Source organism: Martelella alba (assembly GCF_006516955.1).
GTDB lineage: Bacteria > Pseudomonadota > Alphaproteobacteria > Rhizobiales > Rhizobiaceae > Martelella > Martelella alba.
In genome coordinates, this window is sequence record NZ_VHLG01000004.1 from 437,382 (window position 1) to 455,048 (window position 17,667).

A 17,667-nucleotide genomic window follows, 5' to 3' on the forward strand; every position below is an offset into this window, starting at 1 on the left:
TCGCCATGCCGCGCCGTCTCTCCCGGCCATCCGTCAGGCGTATCCGTAACCGGATGCAATTTTGGAGCGCTTCTTCTTCGCTCTTTGCGTCATTCTGTTGACAGGATTGCGCCAAACACGGTTTAGAGCAGATTAACTTCCTGTCGGATAGCTGCCGCCTTCTCCACCCTAAGGTAGAGCGGCATTAACGAGGACACTTTATGATAAACACACCGGACGGCGCAATCGTCGCGATTTCCAGCCATGTCATGCGCGGACGGGTCGGCAATCGGGCAATCGTCTTCGCGTTGGAAGCACTCGGCTTCAATAGCTGGGCAATCCCCACCGTCATACTGCCCTTTCATCCGGGCCATGGCGCCGCCGCCAGACTGACCTTCGATACAGCCGGATTTTCTGCCGCACTTGACGATCTCGCAACGTCGCGCTGGCGAGGCGAGGTCCGCGCTGTCGTTTCAGGCTATCTCGCAGATGCAGCCCAGGCCGAGGCGATCGCCGGCTTCATCGCCGCATTGCGTAAGGAAACCCCCGATCTCGTCTATCTCTGCGATCCGGTGATCGGTGATTCCGGCGGTCTTTATGTGAAAGAAGAAACCGCAATTGCCATTCGCGACCGCCTGCTGCCGCTTGCCGACATTGCCACACCCAACCGTTTTGAGCTTGCCTGGCTGACGGAAAGGCCTGTCGACGACAATAATGCCATTATCAATGCCGCGCTTTCGCTTGCGCCAGCGGCCGTGGCTGTCACCTCAGCCCACGCCATGATCGCCGACAGTATCGCCACGCTCTATGTTGACGATCGTCAGGCAATTCTGGCAGAACATCCATTGACAAAGAACCCGCCCAACGGGCTTGGCGACCTGTTTTCCGGTCTGTTTCTTGCCCGGCATATGGCTGGGTTGCCACTTGCCGAGACACTTGAAAAGGCAACGGCCAGCGTCTTCGAAGTGCTGGCGCATGCCGTGCACGCCGGAGCCGACGAACTGATGCTGGAAAAGGATCAACAATCGCTGCGCACACCGATGGTAAAAGTTGGACTGCGTCAATTGATGCATCCTTCGCGGCGGCGTAAAAGACAGTAAGGTCGCGGCGAAAAAAGACGCGCGACCCCTATAAAAAGGGATGATATCGCATGGAACTGTTCCCCAAGCCGCTTCTTGACGGCTACAAGAATTTCATGTCCGGCCGTTATGTCGAAGAGCGTGAACGCTATCGCACGCTGGCCGAGGAAGGGCAGAAACCGCAGACATTGATCATTGCCTGCTGTGATTCGCGCGCCGGACCGGAAATGATCTTCAATGCGCGACCGGGTGAACTCTTCGTGGTACGCAATGTCGCCAATCTGGTGCCGCCCTATCAGCCTGACGAGCACTATCACGGCACCTCTGCCGCCGTCGAATTCGCTGTCGAGGGCCTGAAGGTCAAAAACATCGTCGTGCTCGGACACGGACGCTGCGGCGGCATCCATGCTGCACTCTCCCCGGAGGCCGAACCGCTTTCACCCGGCGACTTCATTGGCAAATGGACCTCAATGTTGCGCAAGGACGCCCAGCAGATCAATTCCAACGGGATCATGACCCCTGCCGAACGGCAGACGGCACTGGAGCGCGTGTCGATCCGCAACTCGGTCAACAATCTGCGCTCCTTCCCGAACATTGTCGACGCGGAGAAGCAGGGCAAGCTGAAGATCTACGGCGCCTGGTTCGATATTTCCACGGGCGAATTGTGGGTGATGGACACCAAGACAGGCGATTTCAAACGCCCTGACTGAGCGCTTTTTCAAGACATGATAAAGGCCGGTCCGACAGATGTCGGGCCGGCCTTTATCATGCAAGCTATATTATTCAGGACCCGACGCTCAACGGCCAAGTTCCTGATCGGCACTTTCCTCGATCCGTTCCATATCATCATCGGAAAGGCCGAAATGATGGCCGATCTCATGGATCAAAACATGCGTGACGATATCGCCGAGCGTTTCTTCATTTTCCGCCCAGTAATCAAGGATCGGCCGGCGATAAAGCGTGATCCGGTTGGGCATCTCGCCGGTTTCCACGGTAAAACGCTCGGAGACGCCACGACCCTCGAAAAGACCGAGCAGATCAAAAGGGGTCTCCAGCGCCATATCCTCGAAGACGTCATCGCTTGGGAAATCGGCAATTTCAATGATGATATCTCCGGTGAGCGCGCGAAAAGTCTCCGGCAGCTTGGCATAGGCTTCAATTGCCAGAGACTCGATTGCCTCCAGACCCGGTGCATAACGCTCGCGCCAGTCTTCACTCTTGTTCATGCGGCCCATTGTGTCTCCTTGGATGGAGATCATATAGAGCGTTTCCCGCGCCATTTCGAGACGCAATCGCCGGCTTTCTCGCGTATTGGGCCGCTTTTGGGGCGGCTTTTGCCGAAGAAGACAACAAGTTTGTCAGCGCCAGCGAAAAAAGGCTCCATAAATCGCAAGCGCTACGCTTGACACCCCGCCTGCAAGGCCCTAATAACGCCGTCGTTCCGGGCGCCGACGCCCCGGACATGACCCTGACAGCGCACTTTTCATCACAGAAAAGAACGCCCGGTCTGGCGGAGTAGCTCAGTAGGTTAGAGCAGAGGAATCATAATCCTTGTGTCGGGGGTTCGAATCCCTCCTCCGCTACCAAATTTTATTGATAAATTTGCAACAACAGAAATTCTACCCACAATACACCCCAAGCCGAACGAAGTTCAGGCGGGAACAAGATTGGCAATTCGCGCAGCGGGCCAGTTGTAACCGGATGTGCTGAACGCGCGATGCGACGACACCTTTATCAACAGGTCTTCGGCCCCGTACGGCCCCTCCAAGGTAAGTTCCTTGAAGCGTTTGGAGTACTTCCAGAACCCGCCGCCGTAGTTTTCTTCGCCACCTTCTGAATACCACGTCGTTTCTTCAACGTAGCTTTGGTGCCCTGCGAGGCGACCTAGCCAAAATGCCTTGTCTTTCGGGTCGTACATCCACATGCCGTTTTTGCCGTTGAAGCCGTGAACCCACCGTTCGAAGGTGCGAGGCGAGTAACGCTCGACAAACCAGCCGCCATGTCGTGGCGTGCCTTCGTCCCAAACGTTCGACTTGAGGAAGGGTATCCAAATTTGAGCGATGCCCGCACGCGCGTATGACGAAGCGCGGCGCTCGATTTCGTCTAGACCTATCGGGGTGTGTTGCAGTTCGAACGCGATTTGAAGTCCCTTCGGCGACCATGCCATAACGTCGGCGCGGCGGTCGCCCGGCAAGGTGTTGACGATGAATTCAACTTCCGCCCGTAGCCCCCGCACCTTGAGCGCGTCCGACACAAGAACCTTTGCTTCCATATGGGCGCGCGTCTCGCCTGTCGCCCATGTGCAGTCTGTCGGCGGCTTGTGCGCGAAGTGGGGAACGACCTTCCGGCCCTTCTTAAGCACGACCTTACCACGGCACTTCGGACAATGATAAGTTGGCCCGCGTTCGGCGGAAAATGCGTCGATTCGGCACCCCTCAAGTTCAGCAACAAGCATCGCCACCCCTGCATATCGTCTACGGCGGTGATAATATCATAGATATTGTGGTGAAACGAAAAAGACCGCGCCCGAAAGCGCAGTCGCTGGCACTTGGCCTTGTTTTTACTTGTAATCCTGAAAGCCCGAATATGTTGGACTTCGGCCCGCGATGCTTCAACTTCGGCGATGCCGGCGGGGTTGTCGTTCGCCGCGTGAATGTCGCCGACAAGCAGTTCGTCGTTTTTCAAGGTCTTCTGCACGCCCGAGCCTTCGTCGAGCGCCTTTTAGCCGTCCCGTGCCGTTAGCCCGGCGATGCCGCCTGCCTTGATCGTATCTATGTCCTTGCAAATCCATATGGGGGCAGCCGAGCTTGCCCACAGGGCAGTGTTTCAGCAAGCCGGCAATCACAATCTCAGGTCAAGTAACCAAAAGTGGCACCAAAAACTTGACGTAATGCATCAAAACCACAGCAGCACAAAGACTTGGAACCTATTCAGCCGTCGAATTTTTCCTGAAAAAACAATGCAATACTCACAAACGTGGAGAATAGTTCATCTTGCCATCAAGTTGCCAAGAAGAAACTGAACAAGACGAAAATAATTCAATTAGACTGTGGCCGCGCCCCATGGTTGAAGCCACGCTCGACAGAATGTTCACCAAGAAGACGGCCAGGGCCGAAAAGAGAACTCAATGATACACGCAGAACCACCCAAAGCGGCGACGGAAACCTGTGCCGACAGGGCCTACGCCTTCATCCGCGGACAGATCCTGGATGGCGAGTATGGCGCCGGCATGCTGCTCAATCCTGCAGAAATCGCGGAAAAGCTGGTTTTCAGCGTGATCCCGGTCCGCGAGGCCATGATCCGACTGAAGGCACGTGGCCTGCTGACCCAGAGCGGACGTTCTGGCTATTGCATCGCCACGATCGAGCCAGCAGAAGCAACCATTATCTACAAGGCACTCGCAGCCATCTATACCAGCGCCATTGAACGCTACATCGATACCCGCAGAATGACGCTCGGTGCAATCGACATAAATGCGCTTCAGGGCGAAGACGGCAGCTTCGACAAGCGGGCCTATATCGCCCTCTCACACGAGGTCAGCCGAGCACTCCTGACCAAGAACGAATATGAGGTCACACTGGTTCTGCTCGACAGGCTCTGCGTTATCAATGCCTGTCTTCTTCGACACTCCGATGTGCTGCAAAAAGGCTGTACCGATCTGGTCAAGGTCTGTGAGCTGACCCGCAGCTATAGCCTGGAGGCCGTCGACTATTACAAGAAAATGATTGCCTATATCGTCAATATAATTGCCACTGAGATTGCACCCAAATGGGTCTCCTGGTGAACCCCGTGTGGCATGCCGGGGGAGCGTGCCCGAACGGAATATGACTTATCCCGTTCCGGTAAAGGCTCTGGCACGGCCCCGGGAGAGAAAATCAAGCCCCGAGGCCTGATCGGCTGCGATTACTGTCCCGTCTCGCGAAAGCGGGGCAGCGTCGAAGGCGTATGCATCTGACCGTAAAGCGCAGCCCAGAAGGTCGGACGCTCCTCCCGCGCAACGCTCTGCCAAACCGCGTCCACGGCACGTTCGCCGGCCCAATAGGCATAGACAAAGGGTGCTCTCAACCCATGACTGAGAAATGCCAGTCGGCCAGAAACCGTTTTTGCCGACTGAAAGCCCGCTTCCGCGATGGCTGGCACAATATCTTCAAGCAGCTTGCCTTCCTGATGCATCATCCAGGCCGCATTGCAGCGCAATGCGCTTCTGAGCCGCTGCAGTGCAATGGCAACGGCATCGTCAGGCGTATCGTCCCAATCGAGGAAAGCCATGCCATTATCGGCAATCCCCTCAAAAAGCGCACTTGACGCCGAAGATGTGACCACCTGGGCGCCATCCAGCGGCATGATCCCATCGTTGACATAGGCCTCGCGCAGGCCCAGGTGAACCAGATGGCCCGGAAACGCCTCATGGGTTGCCAGATGCTTCAGGTCATAGGTCGTATAGGGGAAATCAAGATTGAGCAGAACCTTGCGGCCGAGATAGTCACAATAGGCTGAAAATGGCTTGTCCGTGACGCCAACAGGTTCGATCCATTCCTGTGAAAAATCATACATGGTCTGGACGGTGCGTTGCCGCGCCTCGACCATGATCACGCGCAGGACTGAGATCACGTCGTCGGGCGCAACCCGTCTGGCCTCTTCCCAGCGGCAGATGTCGGTCGCAAGATCGCCGTCGCGAAACCCAAGTTCATCGAGCGCCTGACGCATGGCCATGCGGTATTCACCAAGGATTTCATCCGATACGGGACCCGGCTCGATGCGGATCTGCCGCCGCAACCGGTCGGCGAAGCTGATCGGCTTCGCCTCGAATGTATCGATCAGCGCATCAAGCGAGTCGACCATCTCCAGCACGTAATCACGCCGGAGCGGCACGATGTCGGCGACCGTCACGCGCTCCGCAAGGCTGGCAAGTGCATCGCGTGCCTCGGCATAGTCCGTGAAGGAACGGGCGTCGACCGGCGCGACCGAAACAGGGATCAGCCCTTCCGCATTGAGAAAACCATCACCACTACTCAGACTGCGATAAAGCTGATCCAGACCGGCGGTAATTTCCGCAAGCTCCCGGCCACTGTCCATCATGACACGCCCGCGCTCAGACATGGCCGGCGACCTCCTTGGGGTGATAGGGCGCTTCCATCAATGCAATATCCTCGTCGCTCAGCGACACCTCAAGAGCGGCGACGGCGGCATCGAACTGATGCAGCTTGGATATGCCGACCAGCGGCGCGGTGATACCGGGGCGCGTCGCCACCCAGGCATAGGCGATTTCTGCCATCGAACGGCCGTGACGCCCGGCAACCGCCCGCACGGCTTCGATAACCTGGCTATCCTGCGCGGCGGTGCGGTCATAAAGGGCGCCCGCCGTGCCATCGGTTTTCGACCGCGTCGTGTCGCCGCGTCCGGCAAGACGGCCACGGGCCAGCGGGCTCCATGGGATAACACCAATGCCCTCAGCCCGGCACATCGGCAGCATTTCGCGCTCCTCCTCACGATAGATGAGATTGTAGTGCGGCTGCATCGACACGAAGGGCGCCCAGCCATGGGCGCGCTGCAGGCCAAGCGCCTTCATGAACTGCCAGGCAAACATCGACGACGCGCCGAGATAGCGGACCTTGCCGGAACGCACGACATCATTCAGTGCATCCAGCGTTTCCTCCAGCGGCGTTTCATAATCGAAGCGGTGCAACTGCCAGAGATCGAGATAGTCCGTGCCAAGGCGTTTCAGACTGCCATCAATGGATTCGAAAACATGCTTGCGCGACAGACCGCGATCATTCGGATCATCGCTCATCGGGTTATAAAGCTTGCTGGCGATCACCAGCTTGTGACGGGGAAGCCCGGACAGGAGATTGCCCAGCACCGTCTCGCTGGCGCCACGCGAATACATGTCAGCCGTATCGAAGAAATTGATGCCGAGATCGAGCGCCTTTTCGACAATCGGGCGCGCACCGCCTTCATCCAGCACCCATGGCGCCCATTCCGGTGAACCGAAGGTCATGCAGCCAAGCCCCAGCCGCGACACTTTCAGACCCGTTTTTCCCAGAGAGACATAATCCATTAGTACACCATTTCCCATTCAACAACCTGTATCGGAAAGCGCTTTCCGCCACGAAAGCCAAGCTTCCGTCAAATACGACCCCTATTCAGCGCTTGAGAGGGACATAAGTGCACAAAATTGACGCGTATGCAATTTGTATTCAAAAATTAGGCAGTCCCTCTTGCCAATTGCAAAATGCTTGCTAGGCTGTAGGTGTATCAATTGGAAAGAACACATGTTCCCGATCGAAGCTTCCAGTATCGACAAATCGCTGCCGGTCCCTGTGGGGACCCAATTGCACGGACTGATGAGCTACACGCTTGCTTTCGGGAATATTCCGCACGGCACGAAATTGCCTTCGGTCCGCCAGCTCGCCAATGATCTCGGCATTGCGCCCATGACAGTTGCGGAGGTCTACAAGAAACTGCGCGATGCCGGCCAGGTGGAGATGCGCCCCGGCCTTGGCGCCTATTCGGTACTCGGCGCCCACCACAAGAACCGCGACGCTCTGCCGATTGATGATCTCAGGGAGGATATCGCCCGGCTGATCGAAAAGGCGGAAAGTTTCGGCCTTTCAACCATGTCGCTGGTCTCTATGATCAATGCCCAGGCACGCCTGCCGAAGGCGGAAGCGACGCTGGACATCATCTTCGTCTGCATTTTTGAAGGGCCGGGCCGCGACTATGTCGAGGAATTGAAGCCGGTCTTTGCGCCTCAGGACCATGTGCGGCTGGTGCCGCTGGACCTGCTTGCCACGTCTGAAGAATGGCGCGAAGCCTGTGAAAAGGCCGATCTCGTCCTGACTTTTCTGCATCGCGAAGCGGAAGTGCGTGGCCATGCGCCAAACGCCAATGTTTTGGGCCTGCACTTCATTCCCTCGCAAAAAACGCGACAGAATCTGGCCGGGCTTGATCCGCGCGCCCATGTCGCCGCCGTCACCCATTTCAAGGAATATATCGCGATCATGCGACCGAGCGTGCGCGAATTCGCGCCCCATGTCTCCGATATCACGGTGACGTGGTCCTCGGCACCGGACCTGAAGGAAACGCTTTCCCGGTGCGATGCCGTGGTTTTCGCATCCGGTGCTGACGAGGTCGCAGAACGCGCAGCCCCCGGCGCCTTCTGCTTCGAATACCGGCACGCGCCGGATCCGGGGCATATCGAAAGTGTGCTGACGCCTCAGCTTGCCCTGCTCCGGCGCCAGCACATGTCAACCGAAACTGCTGAGCCGCGCAGCCCGCAAAAGAAGGCGGTCGCCTCGGCGCTTCGATCCTAACCAGAGGGACTTAGATGAAATCACTCCTGCTTTCCACGACTTTCGCGGTGGCATTGGCACTTGGTGCAGCCCATGGCACCTTTGCCGCCGGAACCGACACCATCGTCATCGGCACCGATGTCGATGCCGGCACGCTCGATCCGCGCCTTACCCGCGACACCACCGCCCAGCGTACTGCCAATCTGATCTATTCCGGCCTTGTCGACCTGTCGTCCTCGCTGGAACCCAAGCCGGAACTGGCTGCAAGCTGGGAGAGCCCGGATCCGACCACGATCATCTTTCACCTGCGGCCCGATCTGAAATTTTCCGACGGTTCGCCGCTGACGGCCGATGACGTCGTCTACACCTATCAGACGATCCTTGATCCGGATTTCAACGCGCCGCAGCGCACGCTCTACACGCCGATCTCCGCCGTCGAGGCCGTTGATCCGCTGACGGTCAAATTCACCCTTTCAGCGCCCTACGCTCCGCTCCTGTCCTATCTCGACATGGGCATCGTCTCAAAGGCGGCAGCGGAAGGCGGCAGCGATCTTGCCACCAATCCGCTTGGTGCCGGGCCGATGAAGCTTGCCGCCTGGAACCGTGGCAGCGATATCGAACTGGAAAAGAACAACAATTACTGGGGTGAGGCACCGAAGGTTGCCGATGCCAAGATCCAGATCATCGCCGACAACACTTCCCGCGCCCAGGCACTGGAAGCCGGTGATCTGGATGCCATCCAGTCGCCGCTGTCACCGCAGGATATCAAGCGGCTTGAAGGTGACGACCGTTTCGGCAATGCCATCATGCCGGGCCTTGGCGTCACCTATCTGAACTTCAATGTTTCAGACCCGATGCTGTCGGATCCTGACATGCGCCAGGCCTTTGCCATGCTGGTCGATCAGGATACGATCGTGAACCAGATCTATCAGGGTGTTGATGCGGTTGCGACCTCGGTTCTGATGCCGACCTCCTGGGCCTATTCACCCGATATCAAGCAGCCGGCTTTCGATGTTGAAAGCGCTGTTGCCAAGTTCAACGAACTCGGCTGGAAGGATACCAATGGCGACGGCATTCTCGACAAGGATGGCAAACCGCTGAAGATCACGCTGTCCACCCATTCGGAAGACCCGAACCGCGTTCAGTCGGTGGAATATCTGCAGGCCGTGTTCCAGTCCGCAGGCATTGATGCCGAAGTCAATATTTCCGACTGGCCGACCTTCTCGACCAATTATGTCCAGAAGGGCGAACATCAGATCGCACTGCTCGGCTGGCTCAACATCGTCGATCCTGACCGCCTTCTCTACGCGCAGCTGACCACCGATGGCTCGACCAACTGGGGTGGCTATTCCAACCCCGAGGTTGACAAGCTGCTGAACGAGGGTCGCTCGAGCCTTGATCAGGCGGTGCGCACCGAAGCCTATCAGAAGGCTGCGGCGATCCTTGCCAGGGACCTGCCCTATTACATCATCTCCGACCAGGGCTATCAGCTGTTCTATTCCAAGGACATCGCCTACCCGGTCGTCGCCAATCCGCGCGGAACGTTCCGCGGTCTGATCGGCATCGGCCAGTAACACAACATCATAACCGGCCGGGCTTGTCCCGGCTGGCCTCCCCTTCCTCAATCAGGGTGACAGACCATGGCCTTCAAACAGGTTCTCGGGCCGGACTTCTATGCGAAAGTGCATGCCGATATCCGGGCGAAAATGGCAAAGGCAGAGATTGACCTTCTGCTGCTCGATTCCAATGACGATGTGATCTACACAACCGGCTTTTCGCATTATACGACCGAGCGCCCGGTGGTCTTCGCCATCACCAAGGACCGCACCTTCCTGCTGATCCCCAAGCTTGAGGAAGCCCATGCGGCGCATCAGAACATCGCCGCCGAGCCAATCATCTATTTCGAGTTCCCCGGCATCGATCCCTGGGCCGCCGTTCTCGGCCGCGCCCTTGCCGATGTGAAGGGCACGGTCGCCCATTCCGCCAGCATCTCGCTTGCCCGGATCGCCCCGATAAAGGCCGCCTTCCCGCAGGCAGACCGGGTGATCGCGACGGATATTGTCCAGAAGATGCGGCTGAAGAAATATCCCGAAGAAATTCTGCTGCACCGCGAGGCTGCCCGCATTTCCGACGAGATGGTGAAGGCCGGCGTCGCCCTGATCGCCGACGCGATGGCCTCCGGCGGCACGCTGCCAAGCGAGATCGAAATTGAATCCTATGTGTCGCGCCATGCAATGAAGATCATGCATGAAGAGCATGAAAGCGTGATGCTGGTGCAGGGCCTTGCCAGCGGGCTGGTCTATTCCGGCGCGCGCTCGGCCTTTCCCCACGGCATGCCAACCGGCAATCCGGTGAAGCGCGGCGAAAGCATTATTCTCTCGCTCGGCTGCCGGGTTGGCGGGCGGGCGGCGGAAAGCGAGCGCACGCTATTCATCGGCGAGCCGACAAAGACGCAGCAGGAGCACTATGCCGTCGCCTTTGAAGCCCAGCGCCTCGGCACGGCGGGCCTTGTCGCCGGCCAGACCTGCGCTTCTGCCGATAATCGCGCCCTTGCCTATATTCGTAGTTCCGGCATGAGCGATTACCTGCTGCACCGCGTCGGTCACGGCATGGGTATCATGTTCCACGAGCCGCCATGGGTGGAAGCCGGCGATGAGACCATTCTCGAACCCGGCATGATCACCTCGTCGGAACCTGCGATTTTCGTGCCAGGCTTTGCCGGCTACCGCATCGCCGACACGGTTCTGGTGACACAGGAAGGCCCCGACAGCATGACCCATTATCCGCGCGCATTCGAGGAGGTCATCATTGCCTGATCGCGTCAGAGAAAGAGCGGTGCGGAAGGTAGAGCCATGCTAGCCTATATTATCAGACGCATTCTGCTTTTGATCCCGATGGCGATCGGCACGGTGATCGTCACCTTCTGTCTCCTGTTGCTGATCCCCGGCGATCCAGCTGCCGTTCTGCTCGGTCAGGAAGCAAGCCCGGAGGCGATTGCCAGCCTCAGATCCGCCCTCGGCCTTGATCTGCCCTGGTATCAGCGGCTGCTCGCCTATTTCGGCGATCTCCTGCATGGCGATATGGGCATGTCGATCTTCCAGAACGAGCCGGTGGCGAAAATCATCGCCGGCCGTCTGCCCGCTACGCTGGAACTGGCCTTTGTATCGCTCATCATCGCTGTCGCCATTGGCATGACGCTCGGCGTGCTCTCCGCCATGCGCCAGGGGTCCTGGATCGACACGTTTGCCATGCTGTTCGCCCAGCTCGGCGTATCGATGCCGGTCTACTGGCTCGGCCTGCTGCTGATGCTCGCCTTCGCCGTCCAGCTCGGCTGGCTGCCGGCGGTCGGCCGCGGCGAGGGCATTGTCCCGGCCCTTGGTGACGCCTTTACCGGCAATCTGACGCCGTTGACCGATTCCCTAAAACATATCGCCCTTCCGGCGCTGGCGCTGGCAGCCAATTCGGCGGCTGTGATTTCGCGGCTGGTGCGCGCCTCCATGCTCGAAGTCATGCGCGAGGATTTCGTTCGCACCGCCTATGCCAAGGGCCTGCGCCGGCCGCGCGTCGTCATCCGTCATGCGCTCCGAAACGCGCTTTTGCCGGTGCTGTCGATCATCGGCCTGCGCTTTGGCGCGCTGCTGGGCGGCGCAGTGCTGACGGAAAGCATCTTTGCCTGGCCGGGTCTTGGCCAGCTGACCATCACCGCGATCTCGCAACGCGACCTGCCGCTCATTCAGGGCATCGTGCTGACTTTCGCGATTTTGTTCGCGCTGATCAATCTGATCGTCGATCTTCTTTATGCCGCGGTCGATCCGCGCATCAGGCTGGGGTAACGGTCATGCGTGTTCCAAAAGCTCTCCGCAACACCTCACTCGTCATCGGTGCGCTGATATCCGGTGCCATCGTGCTGGCCGCGATCTTCGCGCCCTATATCGCCACCTATGATGTGGCGAAGATGGACATGATGCATCGCTTTGCCTGGCCCAGCGCCGGTCATATTCTCGGTACGGATAATTTCGGCCGGGATCTGTGGTCGCGCCTCGTCTTCGGTGCCCGTGTCTCGATGTCGATCGCGCTGATTTCGGTTCTCGTCTCGGCGATCATCGGCACCATTATCGGCCTTGTGTCCGGCTATTTCGGTGGCTGGGTCGATAATGTGCTGATGCGCATCACCGATGTCTTTCTCGGCTTCCCGCCGCTGATCCTGGCGCTTGCCATCGTCGCGGTGATGGGACCCGGCATTCTCAACATCGCCTTTGCCATCATCGTGGTGAACTGGACAGAATATGCCCGGGTTGTGCGGGCCGCGACACTGGTACTGCGCGAACAGAATTATGTTCAGGCCGCAAAGGCGATCGGCGCCAGCCCCGCCCGCATCATTTTCCGCGAGCTGCTCCCCAACACCTGGGGGCCGATCATCGTGCTCGCCTCACTTGGCGTCGGCACAGCGATCATCTCCGAATCCGCACTCAGCTTCCTTGGCTTCGGCCTGCCACCACCGACGCCGACCTGGGGCTGGACGCTTGCCTATGGCACCCGCTTCATCCGCGATGAGCCGTGGCTTTCCATCATTGCCGGCGCCACCATCATGGTGAGCGTGCTCGGCTTCAACCTGCTCGGCGACGGGCTCAGAGATATCCTTGATCCGCGCCAGCTTACCCGCGGCGGCGGCAAGGCGAAATAAGATTTGAAAATAAGGACTGCATAGACATGGTCAAATCCATTACCCCGATCCGCAAGGTCTTCACCCATCACGCCAATGGCAATGAGGCAGCACTTTTGATGCATGAGATTGCCGGTGAAACCGACGGACCGACAATCGGCATTTCGGCCGCCATCCACGGCAACGAAAACACCGGCTCGCAGGCGATCCTCGAGCTTTACCGGATCATCAAGGATCTGCCGCTGAAGGGAAAGATCGTGCTGGCACCGGTCGTCAATCCCTATGCTTTTGCCGTCAACCATCGCTACGCGCCGAATGACGAGAACGATCTGAACCGCCAGTTCCCGGGCACGCCGACCGGCACCTACAGCCAGCAGCTTGCCTACTGCTTCGCCAATGAATTCCTGCGCAAGATCGACGTTCATATCGACCTTCACTCCGGCACGGATCGCCCGACGGTCGACTATGTCTATATCTGGAACAATGACGAACTTTCGCGTTCCTTCGGCTCCACCGTGCTCTACCGCCCGACCAAGGGCAAGGGCGGCACGGTCTTTGGCGGCACGACGACCGCAGTTACCGTCCAGGAGCGCAATATTCCCGTTGCCGTGATCGAGCTTGGCGGCGGCATCGTCGATCAGCGTCCCTATATCAAGCGCATCGTCGACGGCCTCCTGAACATGCTGAAGACGCTGGGCGCCCTTGAAGGCGAACCGGTTGCCCCGCCGAAGCAGACGGTCGTGACCGAACTGACCGGCATCCGCCCGACCCGCGGCGGCTGGCTGGAGCCGCTCTGCCCGGCCAATGGTGAATTCATCAAGGGCGGTGATCTGCTCGGCCGCGTTGTCAGCCCCTTCACCTTTGAGGTGCTTGAGGAAATCAGGAGCCCTTACGAAAACGGCATCATGATCATGCAGCACCTGACGCGCAACCTCGTCGAAGCCGGTGATTATGGGTTCATGGTCGGCAATCTCGACGGATCAACCGACTGACAGAGTTCGGACCGTGGTGAGGAAGGCTCCCCCCTTTCACCTGCCTCATACCGGTCCGTTCGCCGGCCACCTGGAGACCCGAAACGGGTGGCCGGCTATCTTTGAGAAACAGGAGCGCAGATGATGCAGACAGAAGCAGAGGCCGCACCGGCGATCCGCGTTGTTGATCTCAATATTGAGATCCGCAGCGATCGCGGCAGCTTCCCGGTCGTCTCCGACATGAACCTTTCGGTCGCGCCCGGCGAGACGCTCTGCATCGTCGGCGAGAGCGGCTGCGGCAAATCCATGACCGCCCTTTCGCTGATGCGGCTGCTGCCGGAAGCCGCCCGGGTGACATCCGGCAGGATCGAGATCGACGGGACCGATTTTCTGTCGCTGCCGCAGCGCAAGGTGGAAGACTGGCGCGGCGAGCAGATCGCGATGATTTTCCAGGAGCCGCTCACCGCGCTGAACCCGGTGCTGACCATCGGTGAACAGATCGTCGAAGCTGTGCGGCAGCACCGCCGGACCTCGCGCCGGCAGGCGCTTGCCCGTGCTGTTGAAGTCCTCAAGCTGGTGCAAATGCCGGATCCCGAACGCCGGGCCAGACAATATCCGCATGAACTGTCCGGCGGTATGCGCCAGCGCGCCATGATCGCCCTTGCGGTCGCCTGCGACCCGAAGATCATCATCGCCGACGAACCGACCACGGCACTCGACGTCACCATTCAGGCCCAGATCCTCGGTCTGATCTCCGAGCTTCAGAAGCGCCTCGGCACGGCCCAGATCCTCATTACCCATGATCTTGGCGTGGTCGCCGAAGTCGCCGACAAGGTGATCGTCATGTATGCCGGCCGCCGGGTCGAGGAGGCGAGCGTTTACGATCTCTTCGACCGCCCGCTTCACCCCTATACGCGCGGGCTGCTCGGCGCCATGCCGCGTGCCACCAGCATCGAGCGCGAGGATGGACGGCTCACCGATATTCCCGGGACCGTGCCGCCACTCTTTGATCTGCCGAAAGGTTGTGCATTTGCGCCGCGCTGTCCGGCTGCCTCGAAGCGCTGCCTTGAAGAGCGCCCGCCCTTTGAAGAAAAGACCCCCGGCCACTGGGCCGCCTGCTGGGAGCATGACAATGCCGCATGATGAAGCCCCCCTGCTAGAGGTTCAGGACCTGGAAGTGCATTTTCCGATCCGCGCTGGCGTGTTCAAGCGGCAGGTCGGCGCGGTGAAGGCGGTCGACGGCGTGTCCTTCACGCTCAAGCGCGGCGAAACGCTGAGCCTTGTCGGCGAATCGGGCTGCGGCAAGTCGACCACCGGCCTGGCGCTGATGGGCCTCGTCAAGCCGACCGGCGGCAGGGTCCGCTTCGAGGGCAAGGAGATCGACGGGTTCAGGCGTGCTGCCGTCAAGCAGTATCGCCGGCGGATGCAGATCGTCTTTCAGGATCCTTTTTCATCGCTCAATCCGCGCCACAAGGTGCGCGACATCATCCGCGCACCGCTTGATGTCCACCATATCGGCACGCCGGCGGAGCGCGAGCGAGCGGTTGCCGAGCTGATGCAACGCGTAGGCCTCAGACCCGATCAGGCCGATAATTACGCCCATCAGTTTTCCGGCGGCCAGCGCCAGCGCATCGGCATCGCCCGCGCTCTGGCGCTGAAACCGGATGTCATCGTCTGCGATGAACCGGTCTCGGCACTCGATGTTTCAGTGCAGGCGCAGATCCTCAATCTTCTGATGGATCTGCAGCGTGATCTCGGCATTTCCTATCTTTCGGTTTCCCACGATCTCGGCGTGGTCGAGCATATCTCCACACGTGTGGCGGTGATGTATCTCGGCCGCATCGTCGAGATCGGTTCGAAAGCGCAGCTGTTTGACAAGCCGCTTCATCCCTATACCGAACTTCTGATGCGCTCGGCGCCGTCGCTCGACCCGCGTCATCGCCACAGCTTCTCCACATCCAGCGACGATATCCCAAGTGCCACCAACCGGCCTTCGGGCTGCGCCTTCCATAAACGCTGTCCACTGGCGACCGACCTCTGCCGGACCGATGATCCGCCGCTGACGCGCCGTGAAACGGCTGACCACCGCGTGGCCTGCCATCATCGTTGAACGAAACGGATAATTCCCATGAACAATTCCACGTTTTTTACCGGCGGCCGCATTCTGGACCCGCATTCAGGCACACTTGTTGATGGTCTTTCGGTGCTTGTTGAGGGCGATCGCATCAAGGCAGTTGGCGCCGATATCGAACCGCCGGCCGACGCGCGCGAGATCGCCCTTGGCGGCCGCACTCTGATGCCCGGGCTGATCGACTGTCATGTTCATGTCGGCGCATGGTCTCTGGATCTGTGGGGCAACATGATCGTGCCAGGCTCACTTGCCGCCCTTCGTGCTGCGAAGGTAATGGAAGAGGCGCTGGGGCGCGGTTTCACCACGCTGCGCGATCTCGGCGGAGCTGACGCAGGTCTTGCCCGCGCGGTGGAGGATGGCCTGATCAATGGTCCGCGCCTGATCGTCTGCGGCAAGGGGCTGACGGTAACCGGCGGCCATTCGGATTTGAGAACCCGTAGCGACAACCGGCCGGGCCTCCTGTCGGACCGGGTCGGCTCCATGGGGCTGATCGTCGATGGCGTCGATAATGTCCGCGCCGCCTGCCGGACCATGATCAAGGAAGGCGCGAAATTCATCAAGGTCATGGCCAATGGCGGGGTTTCCTCGCCCAATGACCCGATCCACTCGATCCAATATTCGCGCGACGAGATCGCCGCGATGGTCGAGGAAGCCGACAATGCCGGCTTTTATGTCGCAGCCCATCTCTATACCGACAGGGCGATCGAACGCTGCGTCGAACTTGGCGTGCGCTCGCTTGAACATTGCAATCTGATCACGGCCGAAACCGCGCAGAAAGCCGCAGACAGAGGCTGCATATCCATTCCCACCCTCGTCGCCTATGAGGCGCTGGCGTTAGAAGGCGAGGCCCTTGGCCTAGGCGCTTCAGAATTCGCCAAGATCGAGACGGTCCGACAGGGCGGGCTCGCCTCACTGGAAATTATGCGCGACGCCGGTCTCAAAATGGCTTTCGGCTCGGATCTTCTCGGTGAGTTGCGCAAATATCACTGCATGGAGTTCGAAATCCTCGCCCGCGTTCTGACACCGGCCGAGATCATTCGCTCGGCAACCATCGTCGGTGCAGAACTGTGTCAGATGGACGGCCAAATCGGCGTGATCGCCGAAGGCGCTTTAGCCGATCTTCTGGTGATCGATGGCAATCCGATTGAAAACATCACGCTTCTGGGCGGCGACGGCGCTCACATGGACATGATCATGGCGCGGGGACGTATGCATAAACACATCATCTGAGAAACGCGAATGACCGTTCTTCCAGCGGTCGCAGCATCTCCAAAGTGTCATTGCGACCACATTCCGGCCACCGCTTGTGTCCTCGCTCAGTCGAGATCTTCTTCGTCCGCACCGCCTGATGCAGGCGCTATTGATCAGAACCGGGCATCGGCCTGCTCTTTCACTTGATAGAGGTAGCGCCAGAAACGACAAAACCCCTGCAGCTGGACTGCAGGGGTTAAAGTGATACCGTTGGTTGCGGGGGCAGGATTTGAACCTGCGGCCTTCAGGTTATGAGCCTGACGAGCTACCGGGCTGCTCCACCCCGCGTTATTGTTCGAGC

General features: G+C 59.1%; 16 protein-coding genes and 2 tRNA genes. 13 read left to right on the forward strand and 5 right to left on the reverse strand.

The annotated features are described in order from the left end of the window. Positions 1–200: 200 nt before the first annotated feature. Both pdxY and FJU08_RS10795 read left to right on the forward strand, forming a co-directional pair. Positions 201–1,079, forward strand: a complete 879-nt coding sequence (pdxY, locus tag FJU08_RS10790; protein ID WP_141148998.1) for a pyridoxal kinase PdxY — start codon at positions 201–203, stop codon at positions 1,077–1,079. Between the two features lie 50 nt (positions 1,080–1,129). Beyond that, positions 1,130–1,768, forward strand: coding sequence for a carbonic anhydrase (locus FJU08_RS10795; protein WP_141148999.1), 639 nt, complete (start codon positions 1,130–1,132; stop codon positions 1,766–1,768). Between the two features lie 87 nt (positions 1,769–1,855). On the opposite strand, the gene FJU08_RS10800 is transcribed toward FJU08_RS10795, so the two are convergent. Then, positions 1,856–2,293, reverse strand: a complete 438-nt coding sequence (locus tag FJU08_RS10800) for a metallopeptidase family protein (protein ID WP_141149000.1) — start codon at positions 2,291–2,293, stop codon at positions 1,856–1,858. A gap of 274 nt (positions 2,294–2,567) precedes the next feature. On the opposite strand from FJU08_RS10800, the gene FJU08_RS10805 reads away from it, so the two are divergent. Beyond that, a tRNA-Met gene (locus tag FJU08_RS10805) sits at positions 2,568–2,644 on the forward strand. Between the two features lie 65 nt (positions 2,645–2,709). Here the strand turns inward: FJU08_RS10805 and FJU08_RS10810 are convergent. Beyond that, complete coding sequence (locus FJU08_RS10810) at positions 2,710–3,513, reverse strand: competence protein CoiA (protein WP_141149001.1); 804 nt, start codon at positions 3,511–3,513, stop codon at positions 2,710–2,712. 672 nt (positions 3,514–4,185) lie between these two features. Here FJU08_RS10810 and FJU08_RS10815 point away from each other — a divergent pair. Continuing rightward, positions 4,186–4,842 carry a GntR family transcriptional regulator gene (locus FJU08_RS10815; protein WP_141149002.1) on the forward strand — a complete coding sequence of 219 codons (657 nt, stop codon included), beginning with the start codon at positions 4,186–4,188 and terminating at the stop codon, positions 4,840–4,842. A 119-nt stretch (positions 4,843–4,961) separates the two neighbouring features. On the opposite strand, the gene FJU08_RS10820 is transcribed toward FJU08_RS10815, so the two are convergent. Continuing rightward, positions 4,962–6,158 carry a hypothetical protein gene (locus FJU08_RS10820; protein WP_235890650.1) on the reverse strand — a complete coding sequence of 399 codons (1,197 nt, stop codon included), beginning with the start codon at positions 6,156–6,158 and terminating at the stop codon, positions 4,962–4,964. Next, the gene (locus tag FJU08_RS10825; RefSeq protein ID WP_141149003.1) at positions 6,151–7,116 is read right to left on the reverse strand and encodes an aldo/keto reductase; all 966 of its coding nucleotides are present in this window, start codon (positions 7,114–7,116) and stop codon (positions 6,151–6,153) included. The genes FJU08_RS10820 and FJU08_RS10825 overlap by 8 nt, the downstream gene beginning before the upstream one ends. Before the next feature lie 214 nt (positions 7,117–7,330). Between FJU08_RS10825 and FJU08_RS10830 the strand changes: the two genes are divergently transcribed. From FJU08_RS10830 to FJU08_RS10870, 9 genes are all read left to right on the forward strand, one after another. Next, entirely contained in the window at positions 7,331–8,371 is a 1,041-nt protein-coding gene (locus tag FJU08_RS10830; protein ID WP_141149004.1) for a GntR family transcriptional regulator, read from the forward strand. Positions 8,372–8,385: 14 nt separating this feature from the next. Further along, on the forward strand, positions 8,386–9,924 hold the full coding sequence (locus FJU08_RS10835; protein ID WP_141149005.1) for an ABC transporter substrate-binding protein: 1,539 nt from the start codon (positions 8,386–8,388) through the stop codon (positions 9,922–9,924). A 66-nt stretch (positions 9,925–9,990) separates the two neighbouring features. Continuing rightward, entirely contained in the window at positions 9,991–11,166 is a 1,176-nt protein-coding gene (locus FJU08_RS10840; protein ID WP_141149006.1) for a M24 family metallopeptidase, read from the forward strand. Between the two features lie 36 nt (positions 11,167–11,202). Further along, complete coding sequence (locus FJU08_RS10845) at positions 11,203–12,183, forward strand: ABC transporter permease (RefSeq protein ID WP_141149007.1); 981 nt, start codon at positions 11,203–11,205, stop codon at positions 12,181–12,183. A gap of 5 nt (positions 12,184–12,188) precedes the next feature. Next, positions 12,189–13,034, forward strand: coding sequence for an ABC transporter permease (locus FJU08_RS10850; RefSeq protein WP_141149008.1), 846 nt, complete (start codon positions 12,189–12,191; stop codon positions 13,032–13,034). 26 nt (positions 13,035–13,060) lie between these two features. Beyond that, positions 13,061–14,005: a succinylglutamate desuccinylase/aspartoacylase family protein gene (locus FJU08_RS10855; protein ID WP_141149009.1), complete on the forward strand. Its 945-nt coding sequence runs from the start codon at positions 13,061–13,063 to the stop codon at positions 14,003–14,005. Between the two features lie 120 nt (positions 14,006–14,125). Then, entirely contained in the window at positions 14,126–15,127 is a 1,002-nt protein-coding gene (locus tag FJU08_RS10860) for an ABC transporter ATP-binding protein (RefSeq protein ID WP_235890651.1), read from the forward strand. After that, positions 15,117–16,094 carry an ABC transporter ATP-binding protein gene (locus tag FJU08_RS10865; protein WP_141149010.1) on the forward strand — a complete coding sequence of 326 codons (978 nt, stop codon included), beginning with the start codon at positions 15,117–15,119 and terminating at the stop codon, positions 16,092–16,094. The genes FJU08_RS10860 and FJU08_RS10865 overlap by 11 nt, the downstream gene beginning before the upstream one ends. An 18-nt stretch (positions 16,095–16,112) precedes the next feature. Beyond that, entirely contained in the window at positions 16,113–17,345 is a 1,233-nt protein-coding gene (locus FJU08_RS10870; protein WP_141149011.1) for a metal-dependent hydrolase family protein, read from the forward strand. A 232-nt stretch (positions 17,346–17,577) separates the two neighbouring features. Here FJU08_RS10870 and FJU08_RS10880 read toward each other — a convergent pair. Then, positions 17,578–17,654, reverse strand: a tRNA-Met gene (locus tag FJU08_RS10880). Positions 17,655–17,667 lie beyond the last annotated feature (13 nt).